16 protein-coding genes are annotated in these 19,128 nt (G+C 34.3%); 6 read left to right on the top strand and 10 right to left on the bottom strand.

What is annotated here, in order from left to right; all coding sequences use genetic code 11:
• Positions 1-209: 209 nt before the first annotated feature.
• Together AC1Q8M_RS00760 and AC1Q8M_RS00755 are read left to right on the top strand one after the other, a co-directional pair.
• Positions 210-770, top strand: coding sequence for an HAAS signaling domain-containing protein (locus AC1Q8M_RS00760; RefSeq protein WP_086387956.1), 561 nt, complete (start codon positions 210-212; stop codon positions 768-770).
• A gap of 21 nt (positions 771-791) precedes the next feature.
• Positions 792-1,388: an NDxxF motif lipoprotein gene (locus AC1Q8M_RS00755; RefSeq protein WP_098361170.1), complete on the top strand. Its 597-nt coding sequence runs from the start codon at positions 792-794 to the stop codon at positions 1,386-1,388.
• Positions 1,389-1,914: 526 nt separating this feature from the next.
• Here the strand turns inward: AC1Q8M_RS00755 and AC1Q8M_RS00750 are convergent.
• From AC1Q8M_RS00750 to AC1Q8M_RS00735, 4 genes are all read right to left on the bottom strand, one after another.
• Positions 1,915-2,571, bottom strand: a complete 657-nt coding sequence (locus tag AC1Q8M_RS00750) for a response regulator transcription factor (protein ID WP_000626498.1) — start codon at positions 2,569-2,571, stop codon at positions 1,915-1,917.
• A 35-nt stretch (positions 2,572-2,606) separates the two neighbouring features.
• Positions 2,607-4,910 carry an ATP-binding protein gene (locus tag AC1Q8M_RS00745; RefSeq protein ID WP_016513648.1) on the bottom strand — a complete coding sequence of 768 codons (2,304 nt, stop codon included), beginning with the start codon at positions 4,908-4,910 and terminating at the stop codon, positions 2,607-2,609.
• A gap of 579 nt (positions 4,911-5,489) precedes the next feature.
• Positions 5,490-5,846, bottom strand: coding sequence for a YlbF/YmcA family competence regulator (locus AC1Q8M_RS00740; RefSeq protein WP_000164614.1), 357 nt, complete (start codon positions 5,844-5,846; stop codon positions 5,490-5,492).
• Positions 5,847-5,988: 142 nt separating this feature from the next.
• Positions 5,989-7,125: a DUF445 domain-containing protein gene (locus AC1Q8M_RS00735; RefSeq protein ID WP_029948477.1), complete on the bottom strand. Its 1,137-nt coding sequence runs from the start codon at positions 7,123-7,125 to the stop codon at positions 5,989-5,991.
• Between the two features lie 129 nt (positions 7,126-7,254).
• Here AC1Q8M_RS00735 and AC1Q8M_RS00730 point away from each other — a divergent pair, with 129 nt between their 5' ends.
• Complete coding sequence (locus AC1Q8M_RS00730; protein WP_016513646.1) at positions 7,255-8,307, top strand: YheC/YheD family endospore coat-associated protein; 1,053 nt, start codon at positions 7,255-7,257, stop codon at positions 8,305-8,307.
• A 20-nt stretch (positions 8,308-8,327) separates the two neighbouring features.
• Positions 8,328-9,785 (top strand): YheC/YheD family endospore coat-associated protein, encoded by a 1,458-nt coding sequence (locus tag AC1Q8M_RS00725; RefSeq protein ID WP_000658097.1) that lies wholly within the window; start codon positions 8,328-8,330, stop codon positions 9,783-9,785.
• A 19-nt stretch (positions 9,786-9,804) separates the two neighbouring features.
• Here the strand turns inward: AC1Q8M_RS00725 and AC1Q8M_RS00720 are convergent, their stop codons facing one another.
• Positions 9,805-10,050: a hypothetical protein gene (locus tag AC1Q8M_RS00720; protein WP_000510474.1), complete on the bottom strand. Its 246-nt coding sequence runs from the start codon at positions 10,048-10,050 to the stop codon at positions 9,805-9,807.
• Between the two features lie 451 nt (positions 10,051-10,501).
• On the opposite strand from AC1Q8M_RS00720, the gene sasP reads away from it, so the two are divergent.
• Positions 10,502-10,705, top strand: coding sequence for a small acid-soluble spore protein, SasP family (sasP, locus tag AC1Q8M_RS00715; protein ID WP_000013338.1), 204 nt, complete (start codon positions 10,502-10,504; stop codon positions 10,703-10,705).
• Between the two features lie 51 nt (positions 10,706-10,756).
• Here the strand turns inward: sasP and AC1Q8M_RS00710 are convergent, their stop codons facing one another.
• The 5 genes from AC1Q8M_RS00710 to AC1Q8M_RS00690 all read right to left on the bottom strand — a co-directional run bounded on the left by AC1Q8M_RS00710 (position 10,757) and on the right by AC1Q8M_RS00690 (position 17,039).
• On the bottom strand, positions 10,757-11,491 hold the full coding sequence (locus tag AC1Q8M_RS00710; protein ID WP_000623591.1) for an amino acid ABC transporter ATP-binding protein: 735 nt from the start codon (positions 11,489-11,491) through the stop codon (positions 10,757-10,759).
• 28 nt (positions 11,492-11,519) lie between these two features.
• Positions 11,520-12,218: an amino acid ABC transporter permease gene (locus AC1Q8M_RS00705; protein WP_000281499.1), complete on the bottom strand. Its 699-nt coding sequence runs from the start codon at positions 12,216-12,218 to the stop codon at positions 11,520-11,522.
• Positions 12,205-13,002: an amino acid ABC transporter substrate-binding protein gene (locus AC1Q8M_RS00700; protein ID WP_000732856.1), complete on the bottom strand. Its 798-nt coding sequence runs from the start codon at positions 13,000-13,002 to the stop codon at positions 12,205-12,207. The genes AC1Q8M_RS00705 and AC1Q8M_RS00700 overlap by 14 nt, the downstream gene beginning before the upstream one ends.
• 279 nt (positions 13,003-13,281) lie before the next feature.
• On the bottom strand, positions 13,282-15,282 hold the full coding sequence (locus AC1Q8M_RS00695; RefSeq protein WP_000116644.1) for an ABC transporter ATP-binding protein: 2,001 nt from the start codon (positions 15,280-15,282) through the stop codon (positions 13,282-13,284).
• Positions 15,279-17,039, bottom strand: a complete 1,761-nt coding sequence (locus AC1Q8M_RS00690; RefSeq protein WP_000953766.1) for an ABC transporter ATP-binding protein — start codon at positions 17,037-17,039, stop codon at positions 15,279-15,281. The genes AC1Q8M_RS00695 and AC1Q8M_RS00690 overlap by 4 nt, the downstream gene beginning before the upstream one ends.
• 613 nt (positions 17,040-17,652) lie before the next feature.
• Here AC1Q8M_RS00690 and gapN point away from each other — a divergent pair.
• Entirely contained in the window at positions 17,653-19,092 is a 1,440-nt protein-coding gene (gene gapN, locus AC1Q8M_RS00685) for an NADP-dependent glyceraldehyde-3-phosphate dehydrogenase (RefSeq protein WP_000213615.1), read from the top strand.
• Positions 19,093-19,128: the final 36 nt, after the last annotated feature.

Below are 19,128 nucleotides of genomic sequence, written 5' to 3'. Positions count from 1 at the left end.
CCTATTCACATTATTAACAAATTTATAGTACCTTGCAAAGAATAATAGTAAGTGATATATTTGTAAATAATGGAATACCCATCATTTGGAATTTTATTCACAATTAGTATATCTCCTTTCAAAAAGTAGATATAGATTGAGTGTGCTGTTTAGAAAAAAGATAGGATTTTCAGCCATAATTCATCATTTTATAAAGGAAAGTGATTGTTATGAACAAAAATGAATTTTTAGAGCAACTTAGTTCTTCCCTACGGAATATGCCTAATTTAGAAAAAGAGGATATTATCTCGGAGTACGAAACTCATTTTATTAGTGGTAAACAAGATGGAATATCTGAAGAGGAAATTTCTAAAAAGCTAGGAAACCCTAAAACTATCGCTAAAGAACTTAATATTTCATATGTAATAAGTAACGCTGACAATAGGCGCAGCCTAAAAAATATTATGACAGCACTGTTTTCTGTTATGAGCTTAAGTATTTTAAACTTTATATGTATCATTATCGCCTTTTTCGTACTACTCTTTTTATTACCGATTCTTCTAGCACTTATCATTGCCACGCCAGTATTAATTATTTCGCCTATTTTATTAATAGGATTAGGATTCTTTAAAGGGTTTCATCAAATTAGTTATTCCGATGTTTATAATGTGTTCATCGCTTTTTGCGTCGGTTTACTCATATCCATCATATCTTATCAAATGGTAAAACATCTATATGCACTTTTAGTAAAGTATTTGAAATGGAATATTGCTATTTTACAAAGACACTAATGAATGTAAAAGGAGATTAAAATGAAGAAATATACTTTATATTCACTCATGCTACTTACTCTTTTATTTCTATCAGCTTGTTCAAACAGTGCACAACCTAAGGAAGAAAACGATGTACAATCTATTAAAGATGTTGCTATTAAAGTTCCAGAAAATATATTTAGTTCCTCAAAGAAAAATGAAAATATTAGTGAAGACGAAATGAAACAAAATATAAAAAGTTATTTAAATTATAGCGAAGAGTTAGACGAAAATATCGTTCCACTTTCATCAGCCATGTCTGATGAGAATGCCACGAAATCTGACCGAGAGAAATTAAAACAACTAGTAGATTTAGCACAACAAAACGACGCGAACTTCCATAATTTTATTAGCAACAATACGATCCCCGATGATTACAAAAAGCCTTCAAAAGAAATATATGAATTTATTTCATCATCTACAGCACTTTCAGTAGAACTAGATCAAGAATTAGACAAACTCGCCCAAGATGGTAACTTATTCAAAACTGATTTTTCTTTTACAAAACGCTTTGAGAAAGTTAATGGTAGGAAGCAAAAAGAAATTGAAGAGTTTTTGAAGGAAAAAAACATTAAAACTGAGTATTTCAGTAAGTGATAATACATGTTAGATCATACATTCCTCTTTAAAACATTCACCAACATATGGAAATTTTAAAGAGACTTTATTATGTGTAAGGATGCACTTCATCCGTTTCCTATAAAAAAAGGCCTCCTTAAAGGAGGCCCAAGCAAAAACAACAAACGCAAAATAACAACAAATAATGGACGATAAAATCACTATATTGACAAAGTATAGGATTTTTATCAATTGGAGTAACTCAACCCTAAATTACTCTTTTAACAATGCAATACTAATAACTTATTACAGCAATTTTTTACCGTGTCTTAAATAATTGACTGTCTTTCAAATAATTCTATTTATATTGATTGTTATTAATTAGTATATACTTGAATACGACTATACATCCTAATAAAAGGCAATATATTAAGCTGTTAGTCCTCGCGAGTTTATTTTGCCTTTAATGTAACTATACTATATTCTTCCATTTATATCACCGAACATTCCTCTCGTATTCACGCATTTTTCTTGCGTGAATACCGCAACTTAATAAAGAGCTACATTAAAAATTTATAGTTGGAATAAACCATAGTTCTTTCGCCTTTTGTACTGCTTCCATTCTTGATGAAACTTGTAACTTATGAAATATGTCGGTCAATTTATATTCTACCGATCTTTGACTTAAGTTTAATATTTCGGCAAGCTCTCTATTTGTTTTTCCTTTACCAACTTCAACTAGAATCATCTTCTCTTCATCATTTAAAGAAATTATATTTTTCATTTCGCCTTCTACATTTATATTAGATGCATTTTCTACTATCCTTAACTGTCTTACAAGTTGATGAGAAAGAACTACTTCTTTTTTCACTGCATGGCGGATTGCGTTTACCACTTCTTTCTCAGAAGAAGTTTTACTTAATACACCAAGTACTCCGTTATCTATTAATAAATTATAATGTGCAAGCACATCAAATCCTGTAAAAATAAGAATAGCTGCTTCTGGTTGCACACTAAGTATATATTTAGAAAGCTCTAAACCATTTATTTTTGGCATTTGTAAATCTATTAAATATACATCATACTGTTTATTATGCATAACTTCTCTTATTTCTTCACTATCATGGAAAACATCAGCCTCTATATCATCATATCTTTCAATTAATGCTTTAGTCCCTAGGCCAACTGCAACGTGATCATCTACAACAAGAACAGAAATCATTTTTTCATCCCTTCCACATCTAAAGATTGAATCAATTAATCAATTTTCATACTAACTTTAATCTTTAATCCATTATTCACCTTTGAATCTATTGACATTTCTCCACCTAAACTATGAATTCTAGCTACAATCCCGGATAAACCTAAACTACTATAAGAATGATTTAACTCGTCTAAATCTATCCCCATTCCTATCCCATCATCATCATAAGTTAAATTCAAATATCCATTTTGCTCATATAATCGAATTGTAACTTTAGAAGCTTTTGAATGCTTTAGTGCATTATTTAATAACTCCTGAATAATTCTATAAATTGCTTGTTCATATTCTACATTAGGTAGAATAATATTATCTTGAATTTCATAATAGAAGAAAAATGTAGCTTTAAGATTTACTTGTTTAAATAAATCTAATAATGCTTTTTTCAAACCTAATTCATATAAAAATGGAGGACGTAAGTTATTACATGTTTCACGAATGACATAAATATGATCTAAGACATCTTCATACACTTCGTTAATTATTTTTTTCATATCGACATCTGGAATATCTTTATGATATTCCTCTAATTTCCTAGACAAGCGTATTTGGTCTTGTAATACACCATCATGAATATCACTCGCCAAATTTGTCCGCTCTTTTTCAGATAAATTAAATAGTAACTTTGAAAGCCAAATTGGAGGCTGTTTCGGTTCATTTATCGTTTGCAACTGATTCACTAATTCTTCCACTTGATATGAGCATTCTAATAATAAATCAGCATAACTACACAATGTCTCTAACCATCCAATTTCTTGAATGTTCAAACCTCTCCTATTATTAGATTTACATAACAATATAATCATTGTTTTTGCTGAAATGGACAAAACAAACACAAAATGATCTTCTAATTGTATAATGGAACCAACAGTATATGTCTCTAACTGATATCCATTCAATTGCTTTAGCACATCTTCAGAAACATATCCATCCCCAATAATTTGGAGCGAATTATCCCCTTTACTCACTTCAATACAGCATATTTCTTCTATTCTTAATACATCATTGATTTCTCTCTTTATGCTAACAATTAAGTTTGAAAACTTATATTCATTTTTTGCCTGATGTAAAAATCTATGTAAACTAAACTGATAATTTTTCTGAGAATGATATAATTTTTTCCTTAATTTAAAATCCAAATAATCCTTTATAAAGCAAGAAAGCATTAACGAAACAAACAAGATACCAGCAAATCGAATAACATCTAATATGTTATCGCTAGTATTGTGGAAAATTAAAATCCCTAGTATAACGATGAAACCCGTTAGACATATCGACAGTAAAGCATAATATTGAACTCTATGAATAACAAAATTATAATCAAATATTTTCCCTTCAATAATCATATAAAAAATACAAATTGGAACCAATAAAAAAAAGATCGCTGTCGTCTCGACACTTATTATTTCTTTGTAATTTATCAAATTAGGAATTAAAAATAAGAATATAAATGGCATGGCTGATATGATTGTGCTCATAATAATAACTCTTATAAACTTAAAATAATAACTTTTTCTACTTTTAAAATAAAATCTAAACAATACATATACTGTTAATAAAAACAAAACAGAACTTAACAATATAATATAACTCGTCGATAAATCATTATATTTTAAATAAATAAAAATGGTTAAACAAACTAAAATAAACGCTATTATATTTATGTAGATTAATTTTGTTTTTGTTATAAACCTTATCTTCAAGTTTTTCGTAAACATGTCCATAAATTTTATAAAAAAGACAACTGAGTACGTTAAAGAAATAGCAACTACAATATACGCTATTGAATCTTTTCGTAACCCCGCCATAATACTAATGTAACTCATTCCTAAACAATGCAGAAAATAGATTAAATCTTTCGTTCCTGCATTCAAGTATGGAGCACGTATTAAAATATATGTAGCCACAAAAAAACACGTTAGATAAAACACAGTTGGTAAAAAAAGATGATAAACCAATTGCTTATCGTACGGATTATACTCTACTTTATATTCTTCTATTGTTCCCCCTTTCTTCATTGTAATTTTCTTTACCCTTTCAGTAGCACCATATAATGAAATATTAGAGTTATCATCAGGGAGAATCCCATCTATTTTTTCAATAATATCCCCGACTGCTAGATCTTGTTCTGCTGCCCAGCTATTTTTCACAATATTATTAATCACCAAATGATTTTCTTGATGCTCTATCTCAATCCCTATCCTAGGATATAACATAATTTCGATTGCAAAATAACTAAATAAACTAAGCGATAGTAACGTTACAATCAATTGATATTCATACTTAAATACTCGAATCACTTTTGTACAAAACTCCTTTTTAACTACAGCAATAACTCCATTTTCCACATTTTGTAATCATAAATTAAAGCATACACATTTCATTTAACGGTTATAAGCACAAAAAATATAGTTATCCTCTAATATAGAATAACTTTCACATTATCATTCACATTTGTTAGATAGAATTTATCATTCATTCAATAAATCTCTACTTTGTTAGTTGTAATACTAATATTATTTATCCTAATTTCAGACTCATTTATAAGTAAAATTCCTAATAGCTGAGAATTTTGATAAAAAATCACTTTCCATCATCACATGTACCAACTTTTTTAATGATATTTCATATTTAAAGTGATATAACTCGATACAACGCCTCACAGTTCACCTTCCTCCTTGTCCTAATATGTAATTTTAAAGAAAAACCTTAGTTAATACTAATGAAAGTTTATTCATATTTCATCAAAAATTGATTACGCTTTACCGAACATGAATTATTCGGATATATAATATAAAACGTACAGTTCCCCTTATTCCAAATATAAGCCTTTTTCTACAACAAAAAAGACGCTCCTAAACTAGGAGCGTCTTCCACTATTAAGCTTGTTGTTGCGCGCTATATAATTCTTCAAGTGGCTTCATGATAATTTTGTTAACGTCACCGATTACAACGTTTAGGCGTTGCTCAGTTTCCATTAATTTTGTAATTTTAGCATCTTGTTGAATGCGAGCTACAACTTCTTGTGCTTGTTGGTTGTCTTCTTCAGTGATTTCTTGGCCTTGCATCATTTTTTGTTGTAGGCTAAGTTGCATTGTACGGAACTCATCGAATAAATTCTTTGAAGCTGTGTCAGCTTGAACTGCTGCGTAGCTCTCTTTTAAAGTTTTGAAGTCTTCGTTTTCAGCGATTGCTTTTTGTAATTCATATGCAACATCATGAATGTTCTTTGTCATTTTATTTTTCCTCCTTTAGAAGGCTAGCGCTTTTCATACGCACTGCCTTTTCAGTGCATTTACATACGCACCTCTTCTTACCATATCAAACTATGCAAGAGATGTGAAGAAATTTCACTTTTATTTCTATGTACTCACCTTATTATCTAAGAAACAATAGTAACAATCCTTGCATGAGACCGATCATTCCACCTAATAATGCTCCTAAATACGTAATCATTTTCAATTCGTTTTTCGTAATAGACAGAACTAAGTCTTCTAATCTTTCTGTTGAGAATGTAGACACTTCTTGCTGAACAATTTCCGCAAGGTGTAGATTATTTAGTATACTCTCTACGTTTTCTGTTCCCCACTTCAAGCCTTTCTTTACTGCACTCGGAACCACTTTTTCAATAATTGTTTCTCGAACCGGCTCACATACTTGCTGAACAGATTGATTTAAAAACTTACTCACTGTTTCCTCTACTTTAACTGCTGACAGCACGGAGCTTACAATCATTTCTTTCTCTACAAATGCTTCTAATTCTTTTACATCTCTTCCTTTTAACTTTTCCCACTCTTTTTGCAGTACGTCAGTTAAAAGCTGCTTTGTACCATCTTGACCTAAAAACTTAATAACTTCTGGCTGCACACGATCCACTACACTTACATTTCCTAAAAACATTCCGACTAAGTTAAGTAGCGTTCCGCGAGAAGCAAAGAAATCATCAATCATTTTTGAAAGACGTGCTTTCCCTTCTTCACTTTCAAAAAAGCTAATTCCTCGCTCTAAAATAAACGCCGAGACATTCGGAATCGCATTCTCTACTTTTTCATTTACAGAATGAGGTAAAGCCTGTTCCCATGTATATGTATAATACTCTGCTAAAAATGCATGAATTTTTTCTGTAATAACATGTTCGATTTTTCGAGTCGCTTCTTCTTCTACATGCGCTACATTCCATTTTTCTAACATATGTCGCAGTGATTGTTCATTCGTAATTACTTTATCCACTTCCACTTGCGCCCAGTGAATTAAACCTTTTTGAAACTCTTCATTTGTTAGCTTTTTTCCAATTCCTTCTGGTGTTAACAAATGTTCTACAACCATATTTCCTAATTGAACAGCAAGTTCATCACGACGCTTCGGAATTAACCCTGGTGTAAATGGAACTTGAAACTTTCCGATATAAATAGGACGATGAGGACGAAATAACATTTTTATCGCTAAATGATTCGTATATCCCCCAATAATTGCTCCGAGTCCTGTCGTCGTTAACATATTTAACCATATATTCATTACAATCAACCTTTCACTTCTCCAAAACTATAGCATATCATCATACGGACAAAAGTATAATGGTATAAAAACGTATTTGCAATATATAGCTTCGCCTATTATGCAAATAGTAGTAAAGGAGTGATTTCGTTGGTTCTCGGTCTTTTAGCTTCTAAACTTCATTACGAACAAACGTATTACACCGAAATCGCTAAACGCGCTCGGCTTTATCATAATGTCGTTGCCCAGTTTACGCCATTTTGTATTGATTCTAAAACAGACCTTATTTCTGGTCTTATTTACGATACAGATACAGGAAAATGGAAAGAGCAAACATTCCCTATTCCTTCTTATATATATGATCGTTATTCTTTTCACGAGGAAACAGACTTTGAAAAAGCAAAATCAATTATTCACTCTTTGCACAATCGTCCTTCCACTACCTTTTTAAATAACACACTTATTAATTTAAGTGAACTACATGATTTATTTCTCACTAATAAAAAACTGTCTCCTTATATACCAAAATTTGAAATTGCAACGATACAAAACATTTTCAAACTGTTGTTAAAAACTAAAGATATTATTATACGCCCCACTAATATACATTCTAAGGATAACTTATATCGAATTGCTTACAAAAATAAAACGTTTCATATCGATACAGTAAATGAAAAATACCATACTTCTATTACAAACAAACGGACAGACGAATTTATATCTTGGTGTAAATCTAACATACGTTCATCCCGTTACATAGCACACACTATGCTACAACCACCAAACCAATTAACATATCCACTCCACATTCGAACCATTTTGCAAAAAAACAAAGAACAAACCTGGAATGTTATAGGTCAATTTATACAAAAAAGCTCATTTCCTAATCAACTTTTACCCTCAACAACGGACGATGATTCATTACATTCATTTTCAAAAATTAAATACGTACTATCTAGTACGGGTGTGCAACTATTGCAAGATGCTTTACACGACATTGTAAATGAAGTATTCCAAACACTAGATCAGTCTTATTCTTCGTTATTTGAACTAGAACTTTCCACAATTATGGATCAAAAAGGCGCAATTTGGCTTATGTATGTCAACACAATTCCCCCTTACGAACAATACATTCGTCATAGTGATTCATTAGCTGAAAAGATATTTCACGGACCACTTAAATTCAGTCGCTTTACACCATAATGAAAGGAGGTAAACCTATTTTGAAAGAACATATATATACATTAAACATTTCAGATGAACATCCAAATAGTATTACTTTACCTTACGTTTTTTCTATTACGCCACCTATTACATCCCTCTCCTTCGGTATACGTCACATTGCAAGTGAAGAGGTGAAAATTCATTATTCCTTTACTCGCGAAATTATTATCGGAAAACATATTGCCGAAAAACTTTTACTACCTCAATCCACTACTATTCATGCATTCACACAAAACCAAACAATTATTTTCGGACCATTAATCGGCATTTTTACAACTGGCTTTAACGATGATTCTTCTAACCCTTTAGGAAATCGTTCAATTGCTCTCAGTGAGTTGTTAACACCACCATTCTCATTACGACCGTTCGTATTCGTCTTTGGCGTTCAGCATATAAACTGGGAAGAAGAAACGATTGAAGGATATTTCTTTCAAGAGAAACAATGGATAAAGAAAAAGGTCCCTTTACCAAATGTTATTTACGATCGATTACCGAATCGACAAGCAGAAAATTACAAACCGATCGTCAGAGCAAAAAGAAAGTTAGAACATGACTACTCCATTCCATGGTTTAACCCAGGATTTTTCAATAAATGGGACGTTCATCAACTTCTTATAAAAGACGAATCAATTAGACACTTATTACCAAACACAGAAGCATTTCAGCATTTTGAACAAGTAGAACGGTTTCTTGGCACGTATAAATCTGTGTACATGAAACCAATACACGGGAGCTTTGGTAGAAATATTCATCAAATATTTTATTCTCAAACAGAGAATTGCTACTACTGTCGTTATCGCGAAAATGAAAAAAATAAACTGAGAAAGTATCAATCATTAGAAACTCTTCTAAACCACGTATTAAAAGGACATGATTTAAAAAAGTTTATCGTACAGCAAGGTATTTCATTACTTCGCTTCGATGGGCAACCTGTTGATTTCCGCATTCATACAAATAAAAACCATTTCGGTAATTGGATAGTTAGTGCAATCGTCGCCAAAATCGCCGGCAAAGGCAGTTTAACAACGCACGTAAATAGCGGCGGTGATACAAAATTGCTACAAGAGCTTTTTCCAGATTCAACGAAACAAGTTCAAATTGAAAATAAATTAAAACATACTGCCTTACAAATAAGTTACGCGCTCGATGAACAAGTAACCGGAAATATTGGAGAAATCGGTTTTGATATCGGTTTAGACACAAAGGAAAATCCGTGGCTCTTTGAAGCTAACTCTAAACCTGGGCGAACTGTATTCCAAGATGAAAAATTAAAAGAACAAAGTGAAATGACGCGCCAATTATTTTACGAATATGCCGTCTACTTAACTGAACATTCTTTACGTGATACAAAAGAAAAAATGTCTCAAATAAAATCAGGGACTTCATCAAACACCGAACATATCCCTTCTCCTATGATTCACTCACAAATACAAAAACAAAAACTTCCACCTAGATAATAAGGTGGAAGTTTTCTATTTACACAAGTTTCACTACCACCTCAGTTTCCACGTTACATACTCCGCAATAAAAAATATGATTGCAATATTCATTTGAATTATTATGCGTTAAACCATCTACTGCACTTAATAATTCTTGATCCATATAGGCACTATAATCGTCTATGTAATCTACAGACTTCCCATAATCTTGGAGTATACTTTGGCAATTTTGACAAGAATATGTTTGTGATTCTAATGCGTTGCAAAGCGGGCAAATCCCCATCATGATTCCTCCATACGTTATCGTTTAAAGCCTCTCTTTTTTAGATTGAAGAGAGCACCTACCCATGCATAGGAGCGGTCACTCCATCCCTACTTAAAAATAGAACTATGAAGTCGCTACCGATTTCATTTCAATAAATCATAAATAAGAAGCTAATAATTAGCCTACAAGTAGCAGGCTACAATGAGAAAATTATATTTAATATCCTCCTTAGTTTGGCCTGTTTTCTTAAAAATACAACGATTACTCTTATTTCATAATTTACGAAATCAATACGTTTTTTTGACAAAATTTACAAATTATTATTTTGTATATCTTTCTAGGTAACATCCATACTATGAGTACAAACTTAATTACCGATGGATTAGCGCCAACCGGGGCGATAATCTGGTTCAACTCCAGCTAGTCCAACCAAAAAAAATTTTTATAACTCTAAGGAGGATATATTCCTATGGCAAACCAAAATTCTTCAAATCAATTAGTAGTACCAGGTGCAACAGCTGCAATCGATCAAATGAAGTACGAAATCGCTCAAGAATTTGGTGTACAATTAGGAGCAGATTCTACGGCTCGCGCTAACGGTTCAGTTGGTGGAGAAATTACAAAACGTCTAGTTGCAATGGCTGAGCAAAGCCTTGGCGGATTCCACAAATAAATATATATGGCAAAAAGGTCTCAAGGCATATGCCTTGAGACCTTCCTTAATTTATTGCAACATTTGTAAAAACTTCTTCGTACGTTCTTCTTTTGGATTTGTAAATACTTCTTCTGGTGTACCTTGTTCGACAACGACACCACCATCCATGAAAATAACACGGTTGGCAATTTGATGTGCAAAACGCATTTCGTGCGTTACAATAACCATCGTCATGCCTTCTTTAGCAAGTTCTTTCATTACTTTCAAAACTTCTTGAACGAGTTCAGGATCAAGCGCTGAAGTCGGCTCATCAAATAGTAACACTTCTGGCTCCATCGCAAGCGCACGCGCAATTCCAACGCGCTGTTGTTGTCCACCTGATAATTGGAATGGATATAAATCCACTTTATCTGCTAAACCAACTTTTTCAAGGAAATAGTTTGCTTTTTTCTTTGCTTCTTCTTTCCCTACTTTTTTCACTGTAATGAGCCCTTCCATTACATTCTGAAGTGCTGTTAAATGAGGGAATAAGTTATGGTGCTGGAAGACCATACCTGTTTGTGTACGAAGATTTACAATATCTTTCTTCGATACTTTTTGAGCGAAATTAAGCTCTTTATTACCGATGCTAATATTACCAGCATCCGGTGTTTCTAGTACGTTGAGACAACGCAAGAATGTCGTTTTACCAGATCCAGACGGCCCAATAATAACAACAACCTCGCCCTTCTCAACTGATAAATCTATATGCTTTAGTACGGTATTATCTCCGAAACTTTTTTGTAAGTGCTGAATTGAAATCATAAAAACAAAAACTCCTTTTGTAAAAGGATTATTTTAACGTATAGCGTTCTGAACGCTTTTCTAACATCTGTTGTACGATTGATAATAAGAAACAAATAACCCAATAAATAAGACCTGCTTCGAAATAAACAATTAAAAACTCATAGTTCATTGCCGCAATTTCCTGCGCTTTTCGGAACATTTCTGTTACTAAAATTAACGATGCTAATGAAGTATCCTTCACTAAGCTAATAAATGTATTCGAAAGCGGCGGGATTGATACACGCGTTGCTTGTGGTAAAATAACACGTTTTAACGCTTGCGGGTATGTCATCCCAATTGTGTAAGCTGCTTCCCACTGCCCTTTCGGAATGGAAAGGATAGAAGCACGAATAATTTCCGATGCATATGCACCGACATTTAATGAAAATCCAACAACTGCTGCTGTATATGGCTCAACTTCAATATTAAGAGTTGGAAGTCCATAGAAAATAATAAATAATTGTACAAGAAGTGGCGTTCCGCGAATGATAGATACATAGATACGAGCAATCCATTGTAAAATACGACTACCAGAAATACGTGCGAGCGCTGTTAACGTTGCCAGTATAATCCCGATAATAAATGTAATAAGCGTTAATGGAATTGTTGTAAAAACAGCTTCCTTCAGCATAGGCATGAAGGAAGTCTGCATAATATCTATCCAAGTAGACAATCGATCTGAAACCAATGCACTACTTAGATACATTTTCACCGAACCATTTTTTCGTTATTTTGTCATACGTACCGTCTTTTTTCATATCTTCTAACGCTTTATCTACTTCTTGTACAAGCTTATCGCTACCTTTACGGAATAAGAATCCACTTTCTGAAGCTTCTTTTTCAGTATCTACAATTTTAATTTTCGCATCTTTTTTCGTTTCTAAATAATTTAATACTGATAACTTATCATTAATTGTAAAATCAACGCGTCCTGAAGCTAATAATTCTGCTGCTTGGCTAAATCCTTCTACACCAATAATTTCCGCACCATTTTTCTTAGCGATATCTGCATAGTTACTCGTTAAAGATTGTGCTCCTTTTAGTCCTTTTACATCAGCAAATGTAGCAGGCTTATCTTTATCTTTTGCAATAACTAATGCCGCTGAAGATGAAACGTATGGCTTAGAGAAATCGTATTTCTTTTGACGATCTTCACGAATACCAACTTCGTTTGCAACCATATCGAAACGTTTTGCATCAAGACCAGCAAGTAAGCTATCCCATTGTGTTTCTTTAAATACAGGTTTTACACCTAAACGTTTTGCAACTTCTTCCGATAATTCAACGTCAAATCCAGTTAATTTATTGCTTGAATCGTGGAACGTAAATGGTGGATATGTACCTTCTGTACCAATTACAAGTTCACCGCTTTGTTTAATCTTTTGTAACGCGTCTTGACTAGCTGTATCTTTTTTCTCTTCTTTACCGCAGCCGGCTACAATCCCGATCGCTAATGTAGTTACTGCAAGCACTGAAAATAATTTCTTCATGATTGTAATCCTCCAAGTATTCTGATAGGAATTTAAAAACTATATTGATTGTATGCAATCTTGAACAATTTTTCAATGAAAATGTTCTTATTTAGTTTATCCTTTTTCTTCATAATCAAACAAAAGGGAAAAATAACGCCACATACAAAAAATAAGTAACATTTTTTAATATAGCATTAATTGTAGGAAAGGTAAAATAATACTTCTTATTATGTACCTTTATCGCCGATATTTTGCCAACAAAAAAGAACTTGCAACAATCGCAAGTTCTTCCCCGCATTAAGCGCTCTGGTTTCCTTCCATTTGCGTTTTATACATATCATAATAACGCCCGCGCTTTTTCATGAGTTCATCATGAGAGCCTTTTTCTAAAATGGTTCCTCTATCGAGCACAATAATTTGATCTGCGCTTTTAATCGTTGAAAGACGATGAGCAATAATAAATGTCGTTCTTCCTTTTTTTACAACTTCCAATGCCTGTTGAATCATCGCCTCTGTTTCTGTATCAATACTAGACGTTGCTTCATCTAAAATTAAGATAGCTGGATCAAAAGCAAGCGCCCTAGCAAACGAAATAAGCTGACGTTCTCCAGTGGAAAGCGTACTTCCCTTTTCTGTAATTTCTTCATTTATATTGTTTGCAAATCTTTCAGCACCAACATCACGTAACGCCTTTACAATACGCTCTTTTGAAATTTTTTCGTTCTCTAAGCTTACATTGGAAGCGACCGTCCCGCTAAAAAGAAACGGGTCTTGCAATACGATTCCCATATGCTCACGAGTTGCTTGTTTCGGCATTTCTCTTACATCATGACCATCAATCGTAAGCTTTCCTTTTTCAAACTCATAAAATTGAAAGAGTACATTCATAATAGAACTTTTTCCTGATCCAGTATGACCGACAAGTGCCACTGTCTCGCCTTGTTTCGCTTCAAAAGAAATATTTTTTAACACTTCATCTTTTCCATTATAAGAAAATGATACATTATCAAATTTCACATTTCCTTTTAAACGAGGCATACGTTCTTCTTCTACCGCTTCCCCTTTTTCCTCTAACAATTCAAAGACACGTTCTGATGCAACGCGCGCTTGCTCTAAGTTTGCAAGCTGATTCACCATATTCGTAATTGGCGAGAATAATCGTGTTAAATAATCGACGAACGCATACAGTACCCCAAGTGAAATAATACCTGTAGCACTTAATGACGCACCGCCAAAATACCAAATCACTCCTGTGAAAGCGATATTTCTTAATACGGATACCAAATTGTGTGAAGTTGCTGCATTTAAATTTAAAATTTTATTTTGATACTTAAAATAATCGCCATTTAATTCTTCAAACTCTTTTTTCGTTTCACGCTCTTGACGGAACGCTTGAATAATCGGCATCCCTTGAATGGATTCATTCACCGTTCCATTAATATCAGATAAACGAGAGCGCATTTTATGATTATATACAGACGCATATTTTCTATAAAGAATCGCCCAAACAATTAAAATTGGGATAATTAATAAACATAATGAAGCGAGCTTCACATCTAGTAAAAATAGCGCAGCGAATATCCCAATAATATAGATGATACTAGAAACGAATGTTGCCAGCACCGTTACATATAAATCACGAATGGCCTCTGTATCATTCGTCACGCGCGAAACAATTTTCCCCGCCGGTAAATGATCAAAGTACCGAATCGGCAACGTTTGAATATGAGAAAAAACATCTTCCCTCATAATTTGAATAATTTTGTTCGCTGCCTTCTGCAAAAAGAACTGCTTTCCGTATGCAAATAATGATACGACTACTAATAAAGCGAAATAGCCACCACCAAGTAATAATAGACGGTTTATTTCTGGCTTATAAAATGCAAATACTTCTTCCTTTGTTAATGCTTTCGCTTTATACACTTGCACCGCCTTACCATTTTGAACGGTAATCATATCCCCTTTTACAGTACGTGATCCTTCCGCATTTACTTTATTCGGTACAAAATAATATTGAAAACCGACTTGCATCACGCGTACTTCTTTTCCTTTTTTCTCGCCTTGTTCAAAGCGATCACTTCGCTTATAAAAAGCCCCATTATACGAAACAGCATCTTCACTCTGTTCTGTTTCATACCAAGGTTTCTCTATCCCGACGATATGATCGTCAATCATCGTTTTAGCGACGAAAGGACCAGCAAGCTCTGCGATGACGAAAATAAATAACATCAGCATCGCTGCAAAAATCGTCCCTTTCACTTTCATCGCGTATTGAAACAATCGTTTTGAAACGCTCATATTTTCACCCCACTATCCGCACTTTCACTTTCACCTTGTTGTCTTTCAAACTGTTCAGCATACCAGCCTCCCTTTTGGATAAGCTGAGCATGTGTACCTTCTTCCATTACTTCACCTTCGTCCATAACGAGAATCCAATCCGCATGTTGCACTGCAGATAAACGATGCGTCGTAATAATCGTCGTCTTTCCGCTTCTTTCTGTTCTTATATTTTCAATGATCGCTGCTTCCGTACGAGCATCTACAGCTGATAAAGAATCATCCAAAATTAAAATTTCTGGATTTTGAATAACAGCTCGTGCAATCGAGATCCTTTGTTTTTGCCCTCCTGATAAAGAAACACCTTTCTCTCCAACGAGCGTTTCTAACCCTTCTGGTAAAAACTCTAAATCCTTTTTAAACGCCGCAATTTCAATCGCTTTCTCGAGTTCGTCTTCAGTCGCTTCCCTATTTCCGAATAAAATATTTTCTCGCGCTGTTTTTGAGAACAAAATATGCTCCTGCGGTACATAGCCAATCCACCCGAGTACATTTTCATTCGTTATTTTATCTAATGTCACATCAGAAACTGCAATATCTCCATCTCCAAGCGGATATTGACGAAGAAGTTGACGTATAAGCGTCGTTTTCCCACTTCCTGTTTTTCCGACAACCCCAAGCGTTTCTCCTTGCTTTAATGTGAAAGAAACCTTTTTTAAATTTTCTTCAGTTGATGAAGGATATGAGAAAGACACATCATCAAACTGAATATAATCCGGCTCTTGCACAAGCTTTGGATGTTTCGGATTCTTTACATCTGGCTCATACGCTAACGTTTCATTCACACGGTCAAGCGAAGCATTTCCTCTTTGCATGACATTAATTAATTCACCAATTGCAAACATCGGCCAAATCATCATCCCTAAATACACGTTAAAAGAAACGAGTTCACCAAGCGTCACCTTTGACTGGAACACAAGGTATGCACCGTACACTAAACCGATTAAATAACTAAGACCGACAAGCATTTTCACAGTTGGTTGGAATAATGCATCAATTCTCGCTACCTTCATATTTTTTTCGTAGACGTCATCTCCTAAATGATGAAATCTTTCCTCGTCTGCATTCTCTTGTACGTATGCACGAATAACGCGCACACCAGCGATTGATTCAAGCACTTTATCGTTCATATCACCAAACGCATCTTGCGCAACGGTAAATCTTTCATGCAATTTCTTTCCATATATATTCATCGCATACGCCATAATTGGAAGCGGGATAAGCGCTGCAAATGTAAGCTCCCAACTAATTGTAAATCCCATCATAAAAACGATCGTAAGCATGTATAAACTAGAATCTACAAGCGTTAATATACCAAAACCAGCTGTCATAGCGATTGCTTTTAAATCATTCGTTGCCCTCGCCATTAAGTCGCCAGTACGATTTTTTTGATAAAAAGTCGGCGTCATCTTAAGTAAATGACCCATAAATTTAGAGCGCATCGTTTTCTCAAGTACAAATGCACCGCCAAACAATTGATGTTGCCATACGAAAGTGAGGCCATATCCAACGATCGTAACCCCTATTAAAATAAGAATAGACTGTATAATAGCTTCGTTTGATAACGTTCCTGTTTTTATGTTATCTATCGTAACCCCTAACACTTTCGGGGGAATCACTTCAACTATATTCACAATTAAAAGAGCTCCAATGGCAATACTATATCTCTTCCAGTGCTCTTTAAAAAACCACTTTAACTTTAGTAATACTGATAACAATGTAACCTCTCCCTTCTCGTTCTCGTTTACTTCTCATTTCTTTATCCACTATCCAAACCCATTACATTTACATTTCGTAACCCATACAATCTCATCACATTTTTCCACCTTCCAAAGTTTTATATAGGAATATGGAAAATAAACAAAAAAAAGCATACCGCCGCTTGACGATATGCACAGGAATGCATAAAAAGCGTACGTTACGATATACGCAACGTACGCTTTTTATAAGACAAAGATGCCCTATATATCCGCACGGGTTGCGTAATGATATAAATGTTTTCTGCCATTTAACAGACCTAAGCTCATTACATTTACAATTACAATCATTACGCACACCCCCTTCATTTATTTTCCATTTATAATCTTACAACTTTATTGAGTATTCTGTCAATTGCTTTTTTACACATAAAGTAAAATGCACGAAAATGCAAATGGTTCATGACATAATAAATCAGTTTGAAATAAAAGAATGTTCTGTAAGAAAGGGCATACAAAATAAAAAAAGAATAAGAAATCGTTTTCACAAACATTTCATTTGAAAAATGTTATCAAACCCCCTACAATCACCTTATACTCACTCTTACAAGTTGCTATTTTAGGAGGACTAATCATGACAACTAGCAATACGTACAAATTTTATTTAGACGGAGAATGGAGAGAAAGCTCTTCAGGAGAAACAATCGAAATTCCATCTCCATACTTACACGAAGTAATTGGACAAGTACAAGCAATTACTCGCGGAGAAGTAGATGAAGCAATTGCATCTGCAAAAGAAGCTCAAAAATCATGGGCTGAAGCTTCCCTACAAGATCGCGCAAAATACTTATATAAATGGGCTGATGAGCTCGTAAATATGCAGGATGAAATTGCCGATATCATTATGAAAGAAGTCGGTAAAGGCTATAAAGATGCGAAGAAAGAAGTTGTTCGTACAGCTGACTTCATTCGTTACACGATCGAAGAAGCTTTACATATGCACGGAGAAAGCATGATGGGCGATAGCTTCCCTGGCGGAACGAAATCGAAACTTGCGATCATCCAACGCGCACCACTTGGTGTTGTATTAGCAATCGCACCATTTAACTACCCAGTAAACTTATCTGCTGCAAAACTTGCACCAGCATTAATTATGGGTAACGCTGTTATTTTCAAACCAGCAACTCAAGGTGCAATTAGTGGTATTAAAATGGTTGAAGCACTTCACAAAGCTGGTCTTCCAAAAGGTCTTGTAAACGTAGCTACAGGACGCGGTTCTGTAATTGGTGACTACTTAGTAGAACACGAAGGCATCAATATGGTATCGTTCACAGGTGGTACAAACACAGGTAAACATTTAGCGAAAAAAGCTTCAATGATTCCACTTGTATTAGAACTTGGTGGTAAAGATCCTGGTATCGTTCGTGAAGATGCTGACTTACAAGATGCTGCAAACCATATCGTAAGCGGTGCATTCTCTTACTCTGGTCAACGTTGTACAGCTATTAAACGTGTACTTGTACACGAAAACGTAGCAGACGAGCTTGTTAGCTTATTAAAAGCGCAAGTAGCTGAACTATCAGTTGGATCTCCAGAACAAGACAGCACAATCGTTCCATTAATCGACGACAAGTCTGCTGATTTCGTTCAAGGTTTAGTTGACGATGCTGTTGAAAAAGGTGCTACAATCGTTATCGGTAACAAACGTGAGCGTAACTTAATTTACCCAACATTAATCGATCACGTAACAGAAGAAATGAAAGTTGCTTGGGAAGAGCCATTCGGCCCAATCCTTCCAATCATCCGCGTTTCTTCAGATGAACAAGCAATTGAAATTGCTAACAAATCAGAGTTCGGTCTGCAAGCAAGTGTCTTCACTAAAGACATTAACAAAGCATTTGCAATTGCTAACAAAATCGAAACTGGTTCTGTTCAAATTAACGGACGCACAGAGCGCGGCCCTGACCACTTCCCATTCATCGGTGTAAAAGGTTCAGGTATGGGCGCACAAGGTATTCGTAAGAGCCTTGAGTCTATGACACGTGAAAAAGTAACTGTATTAAACTTAGTCTAATCTTATAAAAAGAAGCTGATCTATTTATAGATCAGC

Source organism: Bacillus sp. GW823-FHT06A10, assembly GCF_058795375.1.
This window is presented reverse-complemented; position numbering and strand designations above follow the sequence as displayed.